We start from the raw sequence: 17,103 nt of genomic DNA, 5'->3' as shown, positions 1-17,103 counted from the left end.
GATGTTTCACGCTGGCACCCGTGTTGCTTTTCGGACGCGGCGTGACTGAGCGAACGCCCTCCTCCGACGAGCATTCCCCCCAGCGACGGCCATCTCGCGGGGATTTCGCGCCCCCCGGCGAATCCTCGACTGCTGTCGCATGGCTCCAGGTGGATTGCGACCTCCCGCGCCCGGCTCTCCTTCCCGCACGCCCTGGTACCTCCATGTCCTCGACCTTCTTCCGTCGTGTCGGCCGTTTTCCGGCGCGTCTCCAGGGGGCGCTCGCCCTCCTGCTCGCCGCGTGGGCGAGTCAGGCGGTGGCCGCGCCCGTCCTGCGCCACACCGTGGATCAACGCGGCGACATCCTGATGGTGGGCAACACGCTGGCCCACGACTGCGCGGCGAGCGTCCCCGCGCCCCTCATCGGCACGGTGGGCGCCTGCGGGTCGAACACGTCGGATGACGCGGTGGACGTCTACTGGACCATCGAGTCGGGCGTCGCGCTCGCGAACACCTCGGTGACGGCCACCAACGCCCGCACCCGGGCCGCGCTGGTGATTCCCACGGGCGCCGTCGTGACGTACGCGCGCCTGTACTGGGCCGCGCACCTGTCGACCACGACGAACCAGCGGACCCCGGACACCACCGCGGAGTTCAGCCGCCCCGGCGTGTTCACGCAGATGGTGACGGCGGACGTGTCGCACAGCTACGCGCCGAACGGCCGCTACATCTACGAGTCCTCCGCGGACGTCACCAGCCTGGTGGCCGCGAATGGCACGGGCGTCTACGAGGTGAGCGACGTGGACTCCGCGCCGCTCACCAACCTCAACAACACCGACACGTTCAGCGCGTGGGCCCTGGTGGTGTTCTACCGGCACCCGACTTCGCCCATCCGCAACCTGACGCTCTTCGACGGCCTGGACTACGTCAGCAACGGCAATCCCCAGACGGTGACGCTGTCCGGCTTCAACGTCCCCCCGAACGGCTTCGACGCCAAGCTGGGCGTGCTGGCCTACGAGGGTGACGCCACGCGCACCGGCGACCAGTTCCTCGTCAACGGCGTGAGCATCTCCGACGCCGCCAACCCCGCGAACAACTTCTTCAACAGCTCGCGCTCGGTGCTCGGCACGCCCGCCAGCCACGCCAACGACCTGCCCCGGCTGTCCGGCGCGCAGGCGAGCATGTCCGGCATCGACCTGGACGTGGTGGACATCACCAACCGCGTGACGGGCGGCGCCACGTCGATGACGGTGACGGCGACGTCGTCGGGTGACTCCTACGTCCTCGGCGCGTTCGCGACGTCCATCGCCACCGTGCGTCCGGACTTCACCAACACCTACAAGACGGCGGCGCCGGTGAACCCGCGGCCGGACGGGTCGCTGCGCGGCGGCGACCTCATCGAGTACTCCATCGTCACCACCAACACGGGCGACGACGTCAGCATCGAGACCGTCTTCTCCGACCCGCTCCCCGCCCAGCTCTCCTACGTGCCGAACTCGCTGGAGATCGTCTCCGGCCCGAACGCGGGCCCGCTGACGGACTTCGCCGGCGACGACGTGGGCGAGGTCAGCCCCACGGGCGTCATCACCGTGCGCATCGGCACCGGCGCGACCGCGACCCTGGGCGGCACCCTCCAGCTCAACCAGAGCACCACGGTGCGCTTCCGCGCGGTGGTGAACCCCTCCGCCTCCGGGGTCATCGCCAACCAGGCCACCATCACCGCCGCGGGCGAGCGTGGCGCGCCCGCCAGCTCCTCGAACAGCTCCCCGTCCTCCTCCACCACCGGCCCGACGACCATCAACGTGACGGTCCCCGCCGCGCCCGTGGTGACGACGCCCGCGAACGGCAGCACCGTGCCGACCAACACGCCCGTCTTCTCCGGCACCGCGGAGCCCGGCAGCACGGTGAAGGTGGTGATCGGCGGCACGGTCGTCTGCACGACGACGGCCAACGCGAGCACCGGCGCCTGGACCTGCATCGGCGCCACGCCGCTGGCGGAGGGCAGCCACACGGCCTCCGTCACGGCCACGGACCCGGCGGGCAACACCGGCCCGGCCACGCAGGTGACCTTCAGCGTCGACACCGTGGCGCCCGACACCACCATCACCTCCGGCCCCACCGGCTCGGTCGCCACGAACAGCGCGACCTTCACGTTCACCGCCAACGAGTCCCCGGTCACCTACGAGTGCCGGCTGGACGGCGGGGCGTTCACCGCCTGCACGCCCCCCGTCAGCTTCACTTCGCTCGCGCAGGGCTCCCACACGTTCGACGTGCGCGCGCGGGACACCGCGGGCAACATCGACCCCACGCCCGCCTCGCGCACCTGGACGGTGGACACCGTGGCTCCGGACACCACCATCGTCTCGGGTCCTTCGGGGGCGACGAACAGCACCACCGCCAACTTCACCTTCTCCTCCAATGAGACGGGGGTGAGCTACCAGTGCTCGCTCGACGGCGGGGCCTTCGCGGCCTGCGCGAACCCCTCGGCGTTCACCGGCCTGGCCCAGGGCAGCCACACGTTGCAGGTGCGCGCCGTCGACGCCGCGGGCAACATCGACGCGACGCCCGCCTCGCGCACCTGGACGGTGGACACGGCGGCCCCCGACACCTCCATCGTCAGTGGCCCCTCCGGCGCGACGAACTCCACCAGCGCCTCCTTCACGTTCAACGCCACCGAGTCGCCAGTGACGTACGAGTGCTCGCTCGACGGCGCGGCCTACACCGCCTGCGCGTCGCCGGCCACCTTCAGCGGCCTGAGCCAGGGCAGCCACACCCTGTCGGTCCGCGCGCGTGACGCCGCGGGCAACGTGGACGCCACGCCCGCCACCCGGACCTGGACCGTGGACACGGCGGCCCCCGACACCTCCATCGTCAGCGGCCCCTCCGGCGCGACGAACTCCACCAGCGCCACGTTCGACTTCGACGCCACCGAGTCGCCGGTGACGTACGAGTGCTCGCTCGACGGCGCGGCCTTCGCGGCCTGCACCAACCCGGTGACGTTCACCAGCCTGGCGCAGGGCAGCCACACGCTCCAGGTCCGCGCGCGCGACGCCGCCGGCAACGTGGACGCCACGCCCGCCACCCGCACCTGGACCGTGGACACGGTGGCGCCGGACACGTCCTTCGTCGGCACCCCGCCCCCGTCGACCAACTCGACGTCGGCCACGTTCAACTTCGGCTCCAACGAGAGCAACGTGACGTACGAGTGCCGTCTGGACGGTGGGGCGTTCGTCGCCTGCACCAACCCGGTGACGTTCACCAGCCTGGCGCAGGGCAATCACACGCTGGAGGTCCGCGCGCGCGACGCCGCGGGCAACGTGGACGCCACGCCCGCGACGTACACGTGGTCCATCGACACGACGCCTCCGGACACCGTCCTGTCGGGCGGCCCCACGGGGACGACGTCCGCCACGACCGCCAGCTTCACCTTCACCGCCACGGAGAGCCCGGCGACGTTCGAGTGCTCGCTCGATGGCGCGCCCTACGCGGCCTGCACCAGCCCCCGGTCGCTCACGGGGCTCGCGGACGGCTCCCACACCTTCAGCGTCCGCGCGGTGGACGCGGCGGGCAACGTGGACCCCACGCCCGCCACCCGCACCTGGACCGTGGACACCACGCCTCCGAACACGACGTTCACCAGCACCCCGCCGCCGGTCGCCAACTCCTCGTCGGCCACGTTCGACTTCAACGCCACCGAGTCGCCGGTGACGTATGAGTGCTCGCTCGACGGCGCGGCCTTCGCGACCTGCACCGACCCGCAGACCTTCACGGGGCTCGCGGACGGCAGCCACACCCTGTCCGTGCGCGCCCGCGACACCGCCGGCAACGTGGACCCCACGCCCGCGACGTACACCTGGAGCATCGACACCACGGCGCCGGACACGACCATCACCAGCGGGCCGTCCGGTCTGACCAACACCGCCAACGCGACGTTCGGGTTCAGCAGCCCGGAGTCCGGCGTCACGTACGAGTGCTCGCTGGATGGCGGCGCCTACGCGGCCTGCACGAACCCGGTGACGTTCTCCAGCCTGGCGGAGGGCAACCACACGCTGTCGGTCCGCGCGCGCGACGCCGCCGGCAACGTGGACGCCACGCCCGCCACCCGCTCCTGGACGGTGGACACGACGCCTCCGGACACGACCATCACCACGCACCCGGCCTCCATCACCAACGCCACCAGCGCCACGTTCGGCTTCAGCAGCGACACGACGGGGGTGACGTATGAGTGCTCGCTCAATGGGGCGGCGTACTCCAGTTGCACCAACCCGGTGACGTTCTCGAGCCTCTCCGAGCGCAGCCACACCCTGTCCGTGCGCGCCCGTGACGCGGCGGGCAACGTGGACCCGACGCCCGCGACGTACACCTGGACGGTGGACACCACGGCGCCGGACGCGCCCGAAATCGTCGCGCCCGCCCAGGGCGTGACGGTGCCCACGCAGCGCCCGGCCATCTCCGGCACGGCGCAGCCGGGCACGGTGGTCACCGTGACGGTGGATGGCACGGTGCTCGGCACGGCCCCGGTGAGCCCCACGGGCGAGTGGACCTTCACGCCCGCGGTCGACCTGGCCCAGGGACCGCACTCGGTGACGGCGACCGCCACGGACGCCGCGGGCAACGTGAGCGTGCCCAGCGCGCCCACGCAGTTCACGGTGGACACGGTGGCTCCGGACGCGCCGGTCATCACCGCTCCGGCCGACGGAACGACCATCGCCACCGCGCAGCCCGTCTTCACGGGCACGGCCGAGCCGCTCGCCCAGGTGACGGTGGAGGTGGACGGCGACGTGGTGGGCACCGTGACGGCGGACCTCGACGGCCACTGGAGCCTCCCCAGCCCCGCCGCGCTGGCCGAGGGCCCGCACACCGTGGAGGCCACCGCGACGGACACGGCGGGCAACACGAGCGAGGCGGCCTCCAACGACTTCGTCATCGACCTGTCCACGCCGGAGACGTTCATCGACTCCGCTCCGGCCGTGTTCACCCGCGAGACGACCGCCACCTTCGCGCTGCGCACGGAGAACGGCGGCGTCCGCTTCGAGTGCAGCCTGGATGGCGCCGCCTTCACGACGTGCGTCAGTCCGGTGACGTACTCCGACCTGTCCGAGGGCACGCACCAGTTCGCGGTCCGCTCGGCCAACGCCCTGGGGACCTTCGACCCGAGCCCCGCGACGCACACCTGGACGGTGGACCGGACGGCCCCCAGCGCGCCGACCATCACCTCTCCCGCCAACGGCTCCGTGGTGGGCACCGCGACGCCGACCCTCACGGGCACGGCCGAGCCGAACACGCAGGTCTACCTCACGGTGGGCGAGGCCACGTACGGGCCCATCCCGGTGAACGCCGGCGGCGACTGGACGTTCACCCTCCCCACGGCGCAGCCCGAGGGTCCCGTCTCCGTGGTCGCCACGGGCGTGGACGCGGCGGGCAACACGTCCGGCACGACGTCGCATGGCTTCTCCATCGACCTGACCGGACCCGAGACCGCCATCGACTCCGGCCCCGCGCAGCTCACGCGCGAGACGTCGGCCACCTTCGAGCTGAGCGCCGACGCTGACGCCGTGGGCTACCAGTGCAGCCTGGACGGCGCGGCGTACGTCGCCTGCGACACGCCGCTGACCCTCTCCAACCTGGCGGACGGCGACCACGAGCTGCGAGTGCGCGCCGTGGACGCGGTGGGCAACGTGGACCCGACGCCGGCGGTGTACACCTGGACGGTGGACACGACGGAGCCCGATACGGCCGTCGTCTCCGGCCCGGCCTCACCGACCCATGCGGTCGACGCGACGTTCGAGCTGGCCTCGAACGAGCCCGGCTCCACCTTCGAGTGCAGCGTGGATGGCGCGGCCTGGGTGGCCTGCTCCAGCCCGGTCACCTTCGAGGGCTTCGCGGAGGGTGAGCACACGCTGGCCGTCCGCGCGGTGGATGCGGCGGGCAACGTGGACAGCACGCCCGCCGAGTACACCTGGACGGTGGACCTGACGCCGCCGGCCGCGCCCATCATCGCCTCGCCGACCGACGGCGCGCTGCTCGACTCCAGCATCGTGACGCTGACGGGGACCGCGACGGACGCGACCAGCGTGACGGTGACGGTGGGCGGTACGACCTACGGCCCCTTCCCCGTGGACGGGTCGGGCGGCTGGTCGTTCACCCTGCCGGTGTCGCTGGCGGACGGCCCCTACACCGCCGTCGTGACGGCGACGGACGCCGCGGGCAACACGAGCGCGCCGGCGAGCGTCACCTTCACGGTGGACACCACGGCTCCGGACACGGCCATCGACAGCGGCCCCGCGCCCCTGACGAACGTGGCCACCGCGGCCTTCGTCTTCTCCTCCAACGAGTCGCCGGTGACGTACACCTGCAGCCTGGACGGCGCGCCCTTCGTGGCGTGTGGTGCCCAGGCGGAGTTCGGTCCCCTGGCGGATGGCGAGCACACCCTCGCGGTCCGCGCGAAGGACGCCGCCGGCAACGTGGACGCCACGCCCGCCGAGCACACGTGGACGGTGGACACCGTCGCTCCGGCGGTCGCCATCACCTTCCCCGCCAGCGGTGACGAGCTGGACACCAACGCCGTGACGTACACCGGCACCGCCGAGCCCGGCAGCCAGGTGACGGTGGTCGTGGACGGCGTCACGCTCGGCACGGTGGAGGTGGATGGCTCCGGGACCTGGACGTTCCCGGCCGGCACGGTGCTCGCGGACGGGGAGCACACCGTCTCCGTCACCGCGACGGACGAGGCCGGCAACACGAGCACCCCCGTCACGCGCACGTTCTCCGTGGACGCGCTCCCCCCGGAGACGTCCTTCACCCAGACGCCCGCCATCGTGGCGCGCCAGACCTCCGCGACGTTCGGCTTCGCCTCGGACGAGTCGCCGGTGACGTACGAGTGCAGCCTGGACGGCGCGCCCTTCGCCTCGTGCGACAACCCCCACGAGCTGACCGGTCTGGCGGACGGTGAGCACACACTGGCGGTCCGCGCGCGGGACGAGGACGACAACGTGGACCCCACGCCGGCCACGTTCACCTGGACGGTGGACACGGCGGCGCCGGAGACCCAGATCGTGAGCGGTCCTCCGCTGGCCGACGCGCCCGCGCAGGCCACGTTCGACTTCGACTCCAACGAGGCGGGCGTCACCTACGAGTGCAGCCTGGACGGCGCGGCGTACGCGCCGTGCACGGACCCGGTCACCTTCACCGACCTGGCGGTGGGGGCACACACCCTCAGCGTCCGCGCGGTGGACGCCGCGGGCAACGTGGATGACACGCCGGCCAGCTACGCCTGGGTCGTCACCGCCGACGCGGACGGAGACGGCCTCACGGACGCCGAGGAGCTCGCGCTGGGCACCGACCCGAACGACCCCGACACGGACGGCGACGGCCTGCCGGACGGTATCGAGGTGAAGGTCGCCGGGACGGATCCGCTCGATGACGACACGGACGACGACGGCCTGCTGGACGGCAACGAGGACGCCAACCACAACGGCATCGTCGACGAGGGCGAGACCGACCCGAAGAAGGCGGACACCGACGGCGATCTGCTCGCGGACGGCCTGGAGCTGGGCCTGACGCAGCCCCAGGGCACCGGCACGGACATGACGCGCTTCACGCCGGACGCGGACCCGTCGACGGTGACGGACCCGCTCAACCCCGACACGGATGGCGGCAGCGTGCGCGACGGCATCGAGGACGCCAACCACAACGGCCGCGTCGACCCGGGCGAGACCAACCCGCTGCTCGCCGCGGACGACGTGGACGCCGACCTCGACGGTGTCGACGACGCGACCGAAATCGCCCTGGGGATGGATCCGCACAACGCGGACTCCGACTCCGACGGCGTGCCGGACGGCGTGGACGGCATCACCGACACGGACGGGGACGGCCTCATCGACGCGCTGGACCCGGACAGCGACAACGACGGGCTGCTGGATGGCACGGAGATGGGCGTGACGGCGGAGACCGCTCCGGCGGACACGGACCGCTCCTCGCCGAACTTCCGCCCGGACGCGGACCCGAGCACCACCACCGACCCGAAGCGGCCCGACACCGACAACGACGGGCTGAAGGACGGCGAGGAGGATGCCGACCACAACGGCCGCGTCGACGCCACGGAGACGGACCCGAACGACGCGGACACGGATGACGACGGCCTGTCGGACGGCGTCGAGGTGAAGGGTGCCAACCCCACCCAGCCCCTCAACCCCGACACGGACGGCGACGGCCTGAAGGACGGTGTGGAGGACGCCAACCACAACGGCGCGCTCGACCCCGGTGAGACGGACCCGAACAAGGCGGACACCGACGGGGGTGGCGCCAGCGACGGTGAGGAGGTCGCGGGTGGGACGAATCCGCTCGACGCCAACGACGACTTCGTCATCTCCGGTCACGGTTGCAGCACGGGCGGCGCGGGGACCTTCGCTCCGCTGGCGCTGCTGCTCCTCGCCCTGCCGATGCTCGGTCGCCGGGCGCGGCGCCGGGAGGCCTGAGCCCAGGCCCGCCGAGGCCTCTTAGCCGGTCTGTGATTCGACGCCGGTGGATGTGCCCGCTCCCAGCAACGGGAGTGGGTCGTCCACCGGCGTCGGCGTTCAGGGCGACTGGTGACGCGGCCTCTCGGCGTGCCGGTGAAAGGCTCGGACACGAGGCCGCACGCACGCGCCCTGACAGCAAGGCCCGTCGCGGTGATTGGCTCCCGCCGCGATGCGTGACGCGGAGGAAGGGGCCTTTCACGTGGACGACGAGGGTGCCTTCCCCGGGCCTTGGCGACCGCGTGCACTTCGCCACGGGGAGAGACGCGGACGTCGGGCCGAGACCTCGCCCCGTCTCGGCCCCACGCCCCTCAGTTCGAGATGAAGAGGAAGGGTCCGCCCACGGTGATGACGATGGTCCCCTGGAGCTGGCCCTCACGGAGGGCGTGACCGTACTCGGCGATGGCCTCATCCACGGAGGCGTAGGAGCTGAGGTGCACGTCGACGATGTAGGGGGGATACGACGTGGAGCGCGACAGGAGGTTCACGAGCGCTCGCCCTGGGCCCTCGAGCACCACCGCGGTGTTGCCGCGCTTCGCGTACTCCGCTGGCTGGCCTTCGACCGCGGGCGGGAACAGCTGTGTCCCATGCCCCGTGAGCGCGATGGCTGACCGCTCCGGGTAGTCAGGGCCTCGGGCCCACTCCACCGTGAAGCCGTCCTTGCGCCCCATGGAGGTCCGGACATCCGCGGGGGTTCCGCGGGGCTGCCACACGGCAATGGTGAGGGAGCCTCCGAAGCCCCCCGCCTTCAACCAGCGGCCCAGGTAGTCGACGAGCGGGTCCACGAACTCGAAGCTCGGCGTGACGAGCTGCGGTGCCTCGACCTTGCACAGCCACTGGGTGGAGGCATCGCAGGGGAACAGCCATCCCTTCTGGCGCAGATACTCGTAGTCGAGCCCCTCGATGCGCCCCACGAAGAAGTCCTCTCCACGAGGGTCCTCCGAGCGCATCATGATGGGGTCGATGCGCAGGCCCGGGGCCCCCGACAGCGGCATCCCGTCCGCGCGCCGAGTCCGCTTCTGGACCACGATGGGCCGAGGTCCCGTCCCCGTCAGCGCCAGATGCCCGTAGCTCCCCTGCATGGGCGCCGCGAAGTCGAAATGGCGCTCCACCGAGTATCCGTCGTACTCGCCCTTCTGCGTGCGGACGTCCTCGACGCGGCCCAGCTTCGGCGTGAGCCTTCCACCGCGTGCCGAGCAGGCGGTCAACGCGGTGGCGGTGGCGAGCCCGAGGAAGAGCCGTCGACGGTTCATGCCTCGGGAGTCTGGTGGAACCTCCGACCCCGGCGCCAATCATGAATTCATCATGGAGTCCGGGGTCCGCTCAGCCCCCGGGGGTGCTCCGGAAGAACGACGCCTGGAGGAAGCGCAGGCCCGCGAGGATCTGCTCCACACGAGCGCTGGACAACGTGCCCACACGTTCACCGAGCCGGTGCTTCTCGACCGAGGAGATCTGCGACACCACCACGACGCTCTGCCTGGGGAGGCTGCCCTCTCCCAGGTCGAGCAGGACGTTGCCGGGCTCCTTCGCCCGGTGCAGATTCGACGTCAGGGCGCACACGACGACGGTCGTGATGCGCGAGTGGTTGAAGACGTCCTCCTGGACCACCACGTGAGGATGCGAGTACGCCGGCGCGGGTCCCCGGGAGTCGTCCGGGGCCAGCCAGAAGATGTCTCCCCGGTGGATGCTCGGGGTCCGGGGCTGTGAGGTGTCGTCCGCGTCCATCGTCGTCCGTGCGCGGACATGGCTCGGGGCGCCCACCGCTGCCCCATCTAGCCACGAGGCTGGACGCGCGGATACGGAAACCCCCAGCGATGCTCCCCGGGACGACACGAAGACGTCCCGGGAGAGCACCGGGTCCGTCATCCCGCTGGCACGGGACGACGTCCGTGGCTCACTGCTGCTCGGTCGCGTCGGTCAGGCTACAGCCCACCATGCACCACTGGAGTTCGATGCCACAGGCGTCGTAGCACTCGTGGGGACTCCCATCCTGGATGCAGGCGTAGACGCACTCCGCCCCCTGTTTGACACACTGGCGATAGCAGGCCTTCTGGGGGTCCGCCGCCATGGCATCGACCTCCTCGGCACACGCGACGGGCTCGACGTCACGGGCCTCCGACTCTTCGGCCTGGGCGACGGCGCCGAAGCCCACGGCGAACAGCAACCCGACAACAGCCCCCATCCTCTTCACCTGATTCAGCAACACATGGCTCCTTTGAAAGGCGAGCCACGTTCCGCACGGCATCAGGCGGACGCCATCGTCCGCGGAGGCAGGCGACTATCGACACCCACGCGACGGCCCGGTGGGTTCCCCGTAGGCGGGTGTCGCCAACAGTGACAGCCCGCGACAACGACGTTGTCGGGCCCCGGGCAACGTCGCGGAATCGCGGTCCGGCATGGGCGGCATGAGGCTTGCCTTGCTCATGCGCATGCCCAGGAACATCTCCATCTACATCACGAACCCGGACGTGAACGCGCAGCGCAGCTATGTGCTCGGCAACATCTGCTTGGGGTTCGCCGCCGTCTCGCCCCTGACCTTCGACTCGAAGACCGTCCCCTTCGCGTTCGCCGTCCTCCTGACCACCCCGCCCCTGCTGGTGGCGACCATCGCCTGCGCGCTCGACGGCCTGTCGTCCGACTACGCCTCCATCGCGGCAAAGGGGCTTCGGCGCGCCATCGCCGCGGCCATCATCCTCCCGGTGGGCATCTACGTCTCGCAGCTCTTCCGGGAGAGACCGACGCGAGATGCCCGCGGGAGCGTGGCCGCCACCCGCGAGTCTCCGTGACGAGGCCTCGAGGCCAGCGGCGCTCCGGAGGCCGACACCCCACCGCTCACACGAGGCAACGGTGGGGCTCGAGCACGACTACCAGATCTTCACGCGCTGCTCGGGCGGCAGCCAGGTGGCGTCACCCTGGCGCACGCCGAACGCCTCGTAGAACTCCGGCATGTTCCGCACGACGCCGTTGACGCGGTACTGCGGGGGCGAGTGCGGGTCGGTCAGCAACATCTGCCGCATGGCATCGTCGCGGTACAGGCCGCGCCAGATCTGCGCCCAGCCGAGGAAGAAGCGCTGGTTGCCCGTGAAGCCGGCGATGGCCGGGGACTCCTTGCCCTGGAGCGACAGGTGGTAGGCCTTGTAGGCCACCGCGAGCCCGCTCAGGTCGCCGATGTTCTCGCCCAGCGTCAGCTCGCCGTTGACCTTCATCGACTCCAGCGGGCTGAAGCCGCTGTACTGGTTCACCAGCATGTTCGTGCGCTGCTTGAAGCCAGCCTGGTCCTGCTCCGTCCACCAGTTGCGCAGGTTGCCGTCGCCGTCCGAGCGGCTGCCCTGGTCGTCGAAGCCGTGGCTGATCTCATGCCCGATGACCGCGCCGATGGCGCCGTAGTTCGTCGCGTCGTCCGCGTCCGGGTTGAAGAACGGAGGCTGGAGGATGGCGGCCGGGAAGACGATCTCGTTCATCGTGGAGCTGTAGTAGGCATTCACCGTCTGCGGCGTCATGCCCCACTCCACGCGGTCGATGGGCTTGCCCAGCTTGTCCACCATCCGCGCGAAGTCGAACTGGTCGGCCCGCTGCACGTTGCCCACCAGGTCCGTCGCGGAGACCTTGAGCTTCGCGTAGTCGATCCACTTGTCCGGGTAGCCGATCTTCACGTTGAACTTCGACAGCTTCGCCTGGGCCTGCGCCTTGGTCTCCGCGCTCATCCAGTCCAGGCCGTCGATGCCCTGACGGAACGTCTCGCGGAGGTTGGCGACCAGCACCTCCATGCGCTGCTTGGACGACGGGCTGAAGTGGCGCTCCACGTAGAGCTGGCCCACGGCCTCGCCGAGCGCGCCCTCGACGGACGCCACCGCGCGCTTCCAGCGGGGGCGGTTCTCCTGGAGGCCCTGGAGCGTCTTGCCGCGGAACTCGAAGTTCGCCTGCTCGAACGCGCTGGAGAGCAGCGGCGCGCGCGCGTCCAGCACCTTGAACGTCAGGTACTGCTTGAGGACCGGCAGCGGCGTCGCCTCGATCACCTCGCCCAGCGCCTGGAAGTAGCTCGGCTGGCGGACGATGACGCCCGGGGTCGCCGAGGCGCCCGCCGCCTTGAGGAACGCGGTCCACTTGAAGCCCGGCGTGAGCGCGTCCACCTCCTCCAGCGTCTTGAGGTTGTAGGTGGCCTCGCGGTCGCGGTTCTTCACCCGGTCCCAGCTCTTGTCCGCGAGCACCGTCTCCAGCGCGAGGATGGCCTGGGCCGCGTTCTTCGCGTCCTTCTCGCCCGAGAGCGTCAGCAGCTTCTCGATGTACGCGACGTAGGCCGCGCGCGTCTCGACGAACTTGGGCTCCTGCTTGGAGTAGTAGTCACGGTCCGGCAGGCCCAGGCCGCCCTGCGTGAGGTACGCGATGTAGCGCGTGGCCTGCTTGCCGTCCTGGCCCACGAAGAACACGGCCGGCGTCTGGAGGCCGGCGCGCTGGAACTCCGCGAACACCGCGGGCAGGCCGTCCTTGCTCTTCAGCGCCTTCACCAGGCCCAGCTCGGACTTCAGCGGCTTGAGACCCAGCTTCTCGATGCGCTGGGTGTCCATGAAGCTCTTGTAGAGGTCGCCCACCTTCTGCGTGTTGGAGCCGGCGGCCGGCTTCTGCGCCGCGGAGGCCTCCTCGATGATGGCGCGCAGGGCCAGCTCGGCCTTGTCCGCCAGCTCGATGAAGGTGCCGTAGCGCGCGCGGTCCGCGGGGATGGACGTGGTCTTCAGCCAGGTGCCGTTGACGAACTGGTAGAAGTCGTCCTGGGGCCGCACCGCGCGGTCCAGGTTCTTCAGCTCGACGCCCAGCGAGCGGACGGTCTCCGCGGAGACCTCCTCGACCGCGGGGATGGAGAGCACCAGGGGCGCGGGCTCGGCCGGCTTCTCGGGGACGGCGGCGGGCGGCGGGGCCTCGGCCGTGGGCGCGGGCGGCGGCGACGTGGCGCAGCCCGTGAGCAGCAGGGTGCCGAGGGCACTGGTGGCGAAGGCGCGGTGTGCGAAGGGCTTCTTGGGGCGCATGAGGCTCCGAAAGGAATGTGAGCGGGGGATGCTGCCGGACCCGAACGGTCGTCGTCCATCCGGCCAGGCAGGAAAAACAACCACCCCGCGCGCCTATTCCTCGGGTCGGAGACCTCGCGCCGCGACACGCGGTGAACCCGCGGTCCACCCGCCTTCCCCCCGGTCCGAAGGGAAGGCGAGGTGACGGGCGCCCCGGCCCCCTGCCCCTTCACCGCATGCCGAGCACCGGAGCGGGCACGGGCGCCGCCGGCGCGGGCGCGGGCGGCTGCGCCGGCGCGGCCGGAGCGGGCGTCACCACGACGTCCTGTGACAGCGCGTCCAGGTCATGGAAGCCCTTGGTGGTGACGTCCCCCCCCCGGAACAACGCCCACCCCTGGAGGTTGCGCTGATAGGTCCGGGTCATCTGCCACAACTGGATGCCGCTGTTGGCGACGAAGAGGTACATGGACCGCTTCGGGTTCCAGGGGTTGGGCAGCGCCAGCGCGATGCCGTCATCCGGCCGGCCATACGTCTTGCCCTGCCAGCGGAAGTAGCGGCGGCCCAGCTCCACCGGCAGCTTCTTCTCCTCGGCCAGCCGGGTCAGCAGCGCGTTGTCCTCGGCGCCACCGAACACGACCAGGTCCCGGTCCGCCAGCACGGCGTCCGTCACCTCGGAGTCCGGCGCCACGGGGACGAGCCGCTCGGTGAACACGTCCGCCAGGAGCTCGCGGTAGCCCAGCACCAGCGTGCGCATCGACTCCGTCTGCCGCGCGGTGCCGTGCACCATGAGCAGCTTCTCCCAGGCGTCCGTCTGGTTCGCCAGCACCTGGAACTTCTCGCGCGCCACGGGCACGTCGTTGCCCGCGTTGAACACCACGCGCACCGGCGCCTCCGCCGAGCGCAGCGTGACGCTCTCACTCGCGCCCTTCACCTCCACCCGCTCGAAGGTGGAGCCCTTGGCCGTGCGCACCTCCACCAGGGTGACGAAGTGCCACGGCTTGCCGCCGGGCTGCTCCACCTTCAGCGTCACCTCGTATCCGTCCTTCACCTGCGAGGCGGTCGCGCGGAAGCGCGGCTGGGGCAGGCCCGTGCGCTCCAGCCACTGGCCCACGAACGCGCCCACGTCCTTGCCCGACACCTCCTGCGCGACGCGCTTGAAGTCCGCCGTGGTGACGTCCTTGTTCGCGTAGCGCGAGTGCACCGCGTTCATCACCTTGGAGAAGTCCGCGTTGCCCAGCAGCAGCCGGAGCTGGTGCAGCGCGAAGGTCCCCTTGATGCGCGGCACCAGGTAGGTGCCATACCGGCCGTAGTCCGTCTTCGCCGCCGCGGGCGCCACGTCCGCCTCGCGGGAGGAGACGAACAGGTAGCGGTCGTTCAGGTCCGCCAGCACGTCGCGCTGCTGCTCGAAGGCCTTGTCCAGCTTGTCCTCGTGCGCGGCCACGTCCTTGAGCAGCTTCCAGTACGCCGAGGTCCCGCTGACGAGCCAGTTCTCCGCGTCCGACGCGGGGAACAGCGTGTTGGCCCAGAGCAGCTTCGCGTCGAACGTCACCGCCTCCTTCACCTTCGCCAGGTCGCGCTTGGGGGCCGCGGGCTCCTCGGGGGCCTTCCACGTCTTGCGCGCCTCCTTCAGCTTGTCCGCGACGAAGAGGGGGCTGAAGGTCGTGTAGCCCAGCGACAGGTGCGGGGTGGCGCCCGGCAGGTCCGGCATGAAGCGGCTGCCGATCATCTTCTCGCGCAGCGTCGTCTTCCCGTAGTGCGCGAGGAACATCATCTTCTCCGCCATCTCCGACGTGGTGACCTTGCCGTCACACGCGTGCGGCCGGTTGATGGGGCTGGAGGCCATCATCCGGATGGCGGCGTCCAGGTCGAAGCCCTTCTTCGCGTGGCGCGCGTAGTACTCCTGGAAGGCGATGTCCCGGTTCCAGGTGTTGAAGGCCAGGTCTGCGGGCGCGTTGTCCGGGTTGGACACCGACTCCTTGCGCACCTCCAGGTCCCGGTTGTTGTTGTTGGCCCAGATGAAGTCCTTCAGGTTGCCCGGGGTGTCGGCGGCGTTGCCCTTGCTGCCGGTGCGCCACAGCCGCGTCTTCTTCGTCCCGAGCAGCAGGCACGCGCCCTCGTCCGTCTTCGTGTCCGCGAGCGTCCAGTCGTTCGTGTACAGGCCGTTGTTGTTCTCCTTCATGATGCGCGCCACGTCGTCGATGGACGACGCGTACTGCGCGGCCTTGCGGATGCGGTTGCTCTGGGGCGTGCCGTTGAGGTCGAACGGCGTCTGGCCCACCGTCGTCTCGCCGATGACGATGCCCGCCGAGTTGATGAACCAGTCCGCGCCGCTGTGGATGCCGCCCGGGAAGGTCTGCATCACCACGCGGTGGCCCTTGGTGGGCTGCACGTCGAGGATGACGTCCCAGTGGACACCGGTGTAGCCGCTCCACATGAAGATCTGCCCGATGATGGCGCGTCCATCCGGCGTCGCGGACTTCGTGGCCACGAAGGACGAGCAGTGGTCGCCCTTGCCTCCGCGCTCGGCCTCGTCATCCGCCTTGAGGAAGGTGCGGCCCGACAGCGACGTGGACGTGGCGCGGTTGGCCTCCTCCAACTGCCCCGCGTCCACCGCGGTGTTGAGCGTGACGATGTCGAGCAGGTCCAGGTCGCGGTCCTTGAACTTCGCGCCGGCCTTGTTCGCGCCGTCCGCGATGCCCTTCATCTCCTCCAGGTACTCCGCGTCGAACTTGCGCAGGAACAGCGAGTCCGCGAGCAGCCGCTGGTGCGCCCAGCCCTTGGCCGCGTCCGCCTTGTCCTTCTGGATGCCGAGCTTCTCGATGTAGCGGACGATCTCCCCCGAGACGAGCTGGCCGAACTGCTGTCCGCGCTCGTACGGCTCACCCTCGACGTGGACGTAGATCCACCCGCCGTCGTCGTAGCGGAAGCCCTTGCCCGCCCAGCGGACGGACTCCATGGGCACGTACTGGGTGATGTCGTCCACCTTCTCGAGGCGCACGTCGTCGTACCAGACGGAGCCGGTGGCCTTGCCGTTGCGCCCCAGGTGGAGCTGGACGCGGTCGGTGGACTGCGTCGCGAAGAAGAGGACGGAGACGCGGCTGCCGGCGTCCACGCCCTGGGCCGGCGCGCAGTTGGTGAAGGGGAAGCTCTTCATCGCCAGGCACGCGCCCAGGGCCGTGGGGTAGCGGGCCTGGGGGTCCGCCTGCACGCCCTTGGTGCGCACCCAGGCGCTGAGCCGGTAGAGCTGGCCCACGGACAGCCGCAGCTCGCCGGACTCGACGCTCGTCTCACCGCCGCCCTGGGGGCTCTCGATGAGCAGGCCGCGCGCGCCCTCCGCCTTGCTCTCCGAGCTGGCGGTCACCTTGCCCGGCCCCTTCGCGGTCCAGAACGCCGGCACGGACGACGCGCCGCCGGCGACCTCGAAGCCGCCGTTGGGCACCACGGTGGAGGAGACGGATGCGGGGGCCGCCGAAGCGGGGGCCGCGTGGAGCGCGCTCGCGGACAGCAGGAGCGCTCCGAGGAGCTTCGACGTCAGACGCTGGTCGTTCATGTCGTTCCCATCCCGGGCGGGGTCCGGGCTTCGGCGCGGGGGAATGCCGGGGGCGCAT

The 17,103-nt window shown here is 70.7% G+C and carries 7 protein-coding genes; 2 read left to right on the top strand and 5 right to left on the bottom strand.

Annotated elements, in window-relative coordinates:
- The first annotated feature begins 203 nt into the window (after positions 1 to 203).
- Entirely contained in the window at positions 204 to 8,456 is an 8,253-nt protein-coding gene (locus LZ198_RS28445; RefSeq protein WP_253975228.1) for an Ig-like domain-containing protein, read from the top strand.
- A gap of 350 nt (positions 8,457 to 8,806) precedes the next feature.
- On the opposite strand, the gene LZ198_RS28440 is transcribed toward LZ198_RS28445, so the two are convergent.
- The 3 genes from LZ198_RS28440 to LZ198_RS28430 all read right to left on the bottom strand — a co-directional run bounded on the left by LZ198_RS28440 (position 8,807) and on the right by LZ198_RS28430 (position 10,677).
- Entirely contained in the window at positions 8,807 to 9,748 is a 942-nt protein-coding gene (locus tag LZ198_RS28440; protein ID WP_253975227.1) for a hypothetical protein, read from the bottom strand.
- A gap of 70 nt (positions 9,749 to 9,818) precedes the next feature.
- The gene (locus LZ198_RS28435) at positions 9,819 to 10,220 is read right to left on the bottom strand and encodes a type II toxin-antitoxin system PemK/MazF family toxin (RefSeq protein WP_253975285.1); all 402 of its coding nucleotides are present in this window, start codon (positions 10,218 to 10,220) and stop codon (positions 9,819 to 9,821) included.
- A gap of 169 nt (positions 10,221 to 10,389) precedes the next feature.
- Positions 10,390 to 10,677, bottom strand: coding sequence for a hypothetical protein (locus LZ198_RS28430; protein ID WP_253975226.1), 288 nt, complete (start codon positions 10,675 to 10,677; stop codon positions 10,390 to 10,392).
- 241 nt (positions 10,678 to 10,918) lie between these two features.
- On the opposite strand from LZ198_RS28430, the gene LZ198_RS28425 reads away from it, so the two are divergent.
- Positions 10,919 to 11,281: a hypothetical protein gene (locus tag LZ198_RS28425; protein WP_253975225.1), complete on the top strand. Its 363-nt coding sequence runs from the start codon at positions 10,919 to 10,921 to the stop codon at positions 11,279 to 11,281.
- Between the two features lie 78 nt (positions 11,282 to 11,359).
- On the opposite strand, the gene LZ198_RS28420 is transcribed toward LZ198_RS28425, so the two are convergent.
- Positions 11,360 to 13,516, bottom strand: a complete 2,157-nt coding sequence (locus LZ198_RS28420) for a M13 family metallopeptidase (RefSeq protein WP_253975224.1) — start codon at positions 13,514 to 13,516, stop codon at positions 11,360 to 11,362.
- Positions 13,517 to 13,724: 208 nt separating this feature from the next.
- On the bottom strand, positions 13,725 to 17,045 hold the full coding sequence (locus LZ198_RS28415; protein WP_253975223.1) for a C45 family autoproteolytic acyltransferase/hydolase: 3,321 nt from the start codon (positions 17,043 to 17,045) through the stop codon (positions 13,725 to 13,727).
- Positions 17,046 to 17,103: the final 58 nt, after the last annotated feature.

It is taken from the genome of Myxococcus dinghuensis (assembly GCF_024198235.1).
Lineage (GTDB): Bacteria > Myxococcota > Myxococcia > Myxococcales > Myxococcaceae > Myxococcus > Myxococcus dinghuensis.
The sequence above is the reverse complement of the archived record's forward strand: the minus strand, read 5'-3'. Positions and strand labels throughout refer to the sequence as shown.

Excerpts from the sequence above, each read along its gene's own strand:
- LZ198_RS28445 (WP_253975228.1), top strand. The coding sequence starts at position 204 with ATGTCCTCGACCTTCTTCCGTCGTGTCGGCCGTTTTCCGGCGCGTCTC.
- LZ198_RS28440 (WP_253975227.1), bottom strand. The coding sequence starts at position 9,748 with ATGAACCGTCGACGGCTCTTCCTCGGGCTCGCCACCGCCACCGCGTTG.
- LZ198_RS28425 (WP_253975225.1), top strand. The coding sequence starts at position 10,919 with ATGCGCATGCCCAGGAACATCTCCATCTACATCACGAACCCGGACGTG.
- LZ198_RS28420 (WP_253975224.1), bottom strand. The coding sequence starts at position 13,516 with ATGCGCCCCAAGAAGCCCTTCGCACACCGCGCCTTCGCCACCAGTGCC.
- LZ198_RS28415 (WP_253975223.1), bottom strand. The coding sequence starts at position 17,045 with ATGAACGACCAGCGTCTGACGTCGAAGCTCCTCGGAGCGCTCCTGCTG.
- LZ198_RS28435 (WP_253975285.1), bottom strand. The coding sequence starts at position 10,220 with ATGGACGCGGACGACACCTCACAGCCCCGGACCCCGAGCATCCACCGG.
- LZ198_RS28430 (WP_253975226.1), bottom strand. The coding sequence starts at position 10,677 with ATGGGGGCTGTTGTCGGGTTGCTGTTCGCCGTGGGCTTCGGCGCCGTC.